Raw genomic sequence first — 6,128 nt, forward strand, 5'->3', positions numbered from 1 at the left:
AGACCAAGCTTTGAAACGCCTCTTTACGTCCGGTGTATTTCTCCCGCATCTGGGGTTTCATCAATTTACCGGTCGGGTTGCGCATCACTTGATCAAACTTCACAACCCGAGGCAGTTTATAGGTTGCAATCCGGGTTTTGGCAAATTCAAGCAGCTCTTCCTCGGTCATGCTGCACCCCTCTTTAAGCTGGATAATGGCCATGACCACCTCAACCAGACGCTCGTCCGGAGACCCGATACAGGCGACATCATCAATATCGGAATGTTCCATCAAAGCGTCTTCAATCTCCACCGGAAAGATATTTTCACCACCACTGGTAATCATATCTTTCTTACGATCGACAATATAGTAGTAACCATCGGCATCGGTCTTCAAAAGATCGCCGGTATGAAGCCAGCCATCCTTCAGGCTCTCAGAGGTCATCTCAGGATTACCAAAATAGCCCTTCATCATCCGGGGAGTCTTGAAAATCAACTCGCCAACCTTTTCCGGTCCAACCTCCTTGCCTTCAAAATCCACCAGCCGGGCATCAACCCCGAAAGTCGGTTTGCCGATAGAGCCGGGGCGTTCCAGAACTTCCTCGGGATAGAGATTGAAGCTGCCTCCCCCGCCACCTTCGGTAATACCGTAGATATTGGAAACCCCGCAAGGCAGAATATCTACCAACCGTTTCATCACCTCAAAAGGCACCGGCTGAGCCCCGATCTCCATATATTTCCAAGCCGAGAGATCATAATCTTCCAACTTGATATCTCCTTTATCGATGGCATTAAGAATAGCTACCGCGATCGGCACAACAAAAAGAACATCGGTAGCCTTTTCTTCAGCCAGGGCTTCGATAATCCATTTGGGGTCTTTTAAATCACGCAGAATCGTTCCGGTGGCTCCAGTGGCATAAAAAGGAGCCCAGAGAAACATTGTCCCACTGTGGTAGAGGGGTAAAAAGAAAAGATAGTTATCATTCTTTTCGACAAAATAGCTCATACCGTTACCAATAGCGGTATTGTTCAGGGAGAAGTGACTGTGGAGCACCGGTTTCGGCTTTCCGGTAGTTCCGGAGGTGAACATCATCGCCAGATCAGCCTCACTCTCAACCTCAACCAGGGCCTCAGATATATCATCATATGCAGCCAAGTCGCGAAAATCAACCATCTTCTCGCCAAGCTTCTCGCCGACACAGATAAAATGCTTGACCGTTGTCAACTCTTCCCGAACCGGTTCCACCACCGGCAGAAACTCGGAACCAAAAATAAAAGCCTTGGGGTTTGAAACTTCGGCCGCAAACTTAATATCATTTCCGACAAAACGAAAATTAAGCGGTACCACGACAGCCCCGAGCTTGATGATAGCATAGTAGCTGACCAGCCATTCAAGACTGTTATTCTGCAGGTGCATTACATAATCGCCTTGTTTGATACCAAGCTCTTTATTGAGATAGTTGGCGACCCGGTTAATCGACTGATTAAATTCCTTCCAGGTAAAGGTTCGCCGCTCACCGGTCGCCGGGGTACGCTCAATTAAACAGATTTTTTCCGGCAGGTTATGGGCATGCAGGCAGGCATAGTTGGCATAATTCATTGTTTACATACTCCTTGTTCTTAAAAAATTAAATGAGTCAGCTACATAAATACTTATCTTAAGCAAAGCACAAAATGCAATAATCGTGCCATATACAATAGAACTTCTTATCGGCAAAACATCATCCATGTTAAACAAACCGATGAATAGACAGGAAGTACAATTTCAAAGATTCGGCCAACCGAGCTATAACTGCACATTAGGCTGAAGGCCAATAAAGTGAATTCATCTTCACCTGGTGGCAGGTCAATTTTCACCACAGATTGAGAACGTGACATAACCGGCACCAGCTATCATATTCCCAATCTGGGAATTCAGAATATATTTTTAATATTTCATAATATGTTGCTTTACCATATGTCAAGAAAAACCCATTACTGTAGGAATTACACATTTACAAAAGTCAATAACGGCTGTCACTGCCCACAGTCTGGGATGTAATTCTATTCCGTCTTCCGCAACATCACCAAATCGTCATCCAGGCCATGGCGTAACAGGTCCAGGCGTGGTGACATGGGAACCAGGTGTTCCGCTGGCACATGCATGAGGCGAAAGGGGAAAAGGCTTGTGCTGTCAAGCAGGTCCTTGATCGCGGCAGAACCGTTGGAGCGCGCGTACAGGGAAGCTTCAATAAGCCAGGAGATAAGTCTGGGATCGTCTATGGAGTATGTGAGCCCCTGGCTGTAGATGCCCTTCTTTTTGGTCTCGTTTAAAACTTCCCAATCGATGAAAGACCGGATGACGCGCCGCGCCGCTCTTGAAACAGTTTCTCGTTCTCCATATTGCTCGCGGACCCGCCGCTGTATCTGGCTTGCAGCTACACCCTCTTGAAGCCGAAGCAGACGTCCGGTTTGTCCGGCAACATCCCCCCAAAAAGGATAGATAGCCATGGTCATACCCCAATGTACGGCAATCTGGTCTTTTGGAGGAAGAGATTTTAACAGCTCAAGCCCGTCGTCACGAACGGCTTCAAGTTTGCCCGGAGTATTGAGCCAAATCTTCATCAAAATAGTAATGGCCTTCTCTTTGTTGCCACGTACGGCCTTTCCACCGATGGAAATCTTATCTTTCAACAGTTCCTGTAGCAAACTGTTGACCGCACGATGGTCATTTCCGGCCAAAACCAGATTGGCAGTATATTGGAGCCATTCGAGACGAATGCGCTGGCTGAAGCCAATCTGTTTCTGACGATTATTCATGTCTCCCTCCGTTCAATTTGAATCAGAGGGACAATCAGCTCTTCGATAGAAATTCCGCCGTGGCCAACGATGGTTTCGCTTTTCCGAATGAACGCCTTTCGATGTGGAGCCAGTAAGGCGCGATAATCATCCGGCAGGCCAAGCGACGGCCATTCTATGGCATCAGGAAAACGTTCCTTGACCGCTGCCCGCAACAGGTCATCCGGATACACGCGAACGCGTTCGCCCCGTACATCCGCGACCGCACCTTCAGCCGGTCGCCCACAACCTTTTGCCTCGATGTTGCCATGGTCGGAGCTCAAGAAAATCTGAAAGCCCTGGTCGAGAAGAGTGTCAATAAGTTCGGACATAAAACCCTGCATTGCCCATTGGTGCACCTGGTTGAGCATACCGGCGGCACCCAGTTCCATGCCGTGCATAATCTTGTCGACCTTGTCGACAACAATCCCGGCAACACGAATCTGTGGATGTGATATAATCTCGCGAACCTTGTCGATGTCACCGTCTCCAAGGCCCCTGGCGTAGGCTGCAGCAGGCCCTGTCAGTCCCTGATCCGCCCAGAACTGCGTCCACAGATATTGTTCCTTGTTCGTGGTATGGATACTCGCGGGGAAGTAAATAGGCGGCTTACCGGCAAAGGCTGCCTGCCGGGAAACAGATGTGATCGTAGGTATCCAGGCAAAAACCGCGTTTTCTCGGAAGCGATATCCGGGGCGTTGTTCGGCGAGCTCCTTACGCAAGACAATCCACTGATCCATCGCAAGACCGTCCACCAGAATGAATGCAACTTTGTGTTCCCTGGCATCGTTGATGTATCGGGCGAGAAAACGAGGGATGTGATGGAGCATGACCGGTGGAACCGGAGGCAGATTTATCAGTCCCGCATAGCGCTTTTTCAACCAAGCTACAAACGCAGTATCGATTTGAGTCTGCAGAGTCGTTATCTTTTGTCGTGTTGCTTCAGACAATACGGTGCCAGATTCCAAAGCCAGGGCGACAAGCTCGGCCCAGGTCCTGGCAAAACGGAACCAGTTGTCATACCGCGAGTCCTCTTTCGGAATGTCAGATTCCATGTTATCAAGAAGGCCGTCCAGTCGTCGCGTCCGATTCGCCTGTTTATCGGTGCGGATGCCGATGGCAAGCCAGCTCTTTGACAAAGATTCGGGGAGTTTTGCGGGAACCGCTTGAAGTAATCCTTCGATAAACAAATTGTCGATATAAATACGAATATCATCGTGATCGAAGGGTAAATAATGAGGTGTGCTCAATGCGGAGTGCAATTCAGGCTCCCTGACTTCGCGTACAGCGCCTCGCAATTCTTTGGCCGCATAATTGTCAATAAAAATGGGCCAACGTTCCTGGAGGAAGGTGAAAAATGCCTCCCGATCCGGGATGATCGTCTCAAGCGGCCAGTCATTAAAGCTATTATGCTGACGGACTAATTGAATAAAGTGTTTGTCCAGAATTGTCGGGATACGCTGTTCACGGTAATGACGGCGGAGTAACATGCGGAGCAGATCAGAAGGCTTTTTGACGAGTTCAGGCGCAATCTCAAATACATGTCTCAGGATGAATTCCTTGGTGGCATTATCGCCCAGAACACCGGGCGCATATCGCTTTTGGGCTTCGTAGAGTGCATCAAAGTCCCCACGATCCAAGGCTGTTACGACCGGATAACTCAGGGCAGGGAATATCTCCCCAAGATTGAAATGAAGCTTTCTACCGGCTTGCAGTAGATCGTAAGGCAGGAAAACGAGATTATCAATTCCGGCATGCAGGATAACAACCAAATCAGTTTGCTTACCTTGATCCCATCGAGAACGGAATTTAGATTCGTAGGCATAGCGAAATGCGACATGATCCTCGAAAGGGATCAGCTCGAAACCCCGCTCACGAATCCCGTGCAGAATACCTTCTTCCAAAAGAAGGCCATCCTGATCAGCCACCAGCGTCAGGTGGGCAACCTGGGGAGTGAACTCCCGAAGAACTTGGCTTCGCCAAGATTCTTCGGGCAGTGATGAGGGATGGGTTATGAGTGCTGAGTTTTCTGTCATCTGGTCGTTCGTCTTTTCTCTACGGAAACTCTGAGGCCACCAATGATTCTGCCCGTTTCTTTCACCAAATCCAATAATGAACTGAACTGATGGGTGTCCAAATAACCGACATCCAAGACCACATATAGTTGAGAACGTACCTCGGCACACGATGCCTTAGAAATAGAAAGAAATTGATGAAATTCATTAGGATTGTATCGTTCAAACCCTTCAGCAATATTTGACATAATTGAAACAGCAGCTCGTTGTATTTGATTTCGTAGACCAAAGTCTTTTGCAAAATCATCATGGCGAGTAATTTTATAAATTTCCCGCGTCAGCATACGTGCTTTCTGCCACGCAATCAGGTCCTCAAATTTTTCGATCTTTTCACTCATCACTCAGTCCTCATCACTCATCACTCTGATTATCATAACCGGCACCATTTCCGGGATAATTTGAGCTCTACGTTCCAGTTGTCCAAACCATTCGCGCTCCTCCCGCTCCAGAATGGCCAGTCGGTGATCCCGAACTTGCGGCAGCCCGATACGTTCCACAGCTCTACGCCGTGCGGCAAAGGCATACGCGCCCTTGTCACGTTCACGGGTCAGACGTTCTCCGTGTGTCTGGGCAAGCTCGTCGTAGATTGTCTTTCCTTGGCTTTCCGCAACTTCCTCGACCCGATCAAATGCGTCATACGCAGGATCGCCCACGAGATGCCCTTGAATCTTTGGAGAAACCGTCAGCAATTGATTCCAGATATGGCGTGCGGTAGGCATAAGCACCCGGTCGTCATCGTGCAGGAAAACAGCCAAAATCCGCCGTTGATTCCAGTCATCCGTGTGGATGGTGATTCCCCAGAGCGACCAGAAACCTGTAACTTCATCCGTGACTCCCGGAATAAGGATAGATGGTATCGGCTGTCCCTTTGCCACCCGTGGCAAACTCATCGCCAGGCCGCGAATGCGGGGCTCTTCGAGCCCGAGTTTTGAGTAATGAGGGCTGAGTGATGAGTGCCGGGTAAAAGAACCTTTTTGAACAACGCCATCTGGCCATGTTAAACGCCAAATTGTAGATGACCCGTCTTTCTCGACAATCTCAGCATCGGCCTTTTTCTTTCCATCCTCATTACTCATCACCCATAACTCATCACTTCTGGATTGAAGATATGACGTAGTCATGGCTTCGATCCAATGCGGCAGAGGGTGGGCCATCAGACGTTGTGCTTCGCCGGGTTCCAGTTCCCCGACTGTTCCGAGTACCGAAGAGCTTTTCTGAGATTCCTTTGCCTGGTCGTGGATCTGGGTAACAACCGTA

General features: G+C 49.0%; 5 protein-coding genes. All 5 read right to left on the reverse strand.

Annotated features, from left to right (window positions below):
* The coding region (locus U9P07_05840; GenBank protein ID MEA2108923.1) for an AMP-binding protein at nt 1-1,579 on the reverse strand (1,579 nt) is incomplete at its 3' end.
* A 443-nt stretch (nt 1,580-2,022) separates the two neighbouring features.
* Nucleotides 2,023-2,778, reverse strand: coding sequence for a hypothetical protein (locus U9P07_05845; GenBank protein MEA2108924.1), 756 nt, complete (start codon nt 2,776-2,778; stop codon nt 2,023-2,025).
* Nucleotides 2,775-4,832: a BREX-3 system phosphatase PglZ gene (gene pglZ, locus U9P07_05850; GenBank protein ID MEA2108925.1), complete on the reverse strand. Its 2,058-nt coding sequence runs from the start codon at nt 4,830-4,832 to the stop codon at nt 2,775-2,777. The genes U9P07_05845 and pglZ overlap by 4 nt, the downstream gene beginning before the upstream one ends.
* Nucleotides 4,829-5,209 (reverse strand): four helix bundle protein, encoded by a 381-nt coding sequence (locus U9P07_05855; protein MEA2108926.1) that lies wholly within the window; start codon nt 5,207-5,209, stop codon nt 4,829-4,831. The genes pglZ and U9P07_05855 overlap by 4 nt, the downstream gene beginning before the upstream one ends.
* Nucleotides 5,210-5,212: 3 nt before the next feature.
* On the reverse strand, nt 5,213-6,128 hold a 916-nt coding region (locus tag U9P07_05860), incomplete at its 5' end, for a helicase (GenBank protein ID MEA2108927.1).

Source organism: Pseudomonadota bacterium, from assembly GCA_034660915.1.
Taxonomy (GTDB): Bacteria; Desulfobacterota; Anaeroferrophillalia; order Anaeroferrophillales; family Anaeroferrophillaceae; genus DQWO01.

Excerpts from the sequence above, each read along its gene's own strand:
- pglZ (MEA2108925.1), bottom strand. The coding sequence starts at position 4,832 with ATGACAGAAAACTCAGCACTCATAACCCATCCCTCATCACTGCCCGAA.
- U9P07_05845 (MEA2108924.1), bottom strand. The coding sequence starts at position 2,778 with ATGAATAATCGTCAGAAACAGATTGGCTTCAGCCAGCGCATTCGTCTC.
- U9P07_05855 (MEA2108926.1), bottom strand. The coding sequence starts at position 5,209 with ATGAGTGAAAAGATCGAAAAATTTGAGGACCTGATTGCGTGGCAGAAA.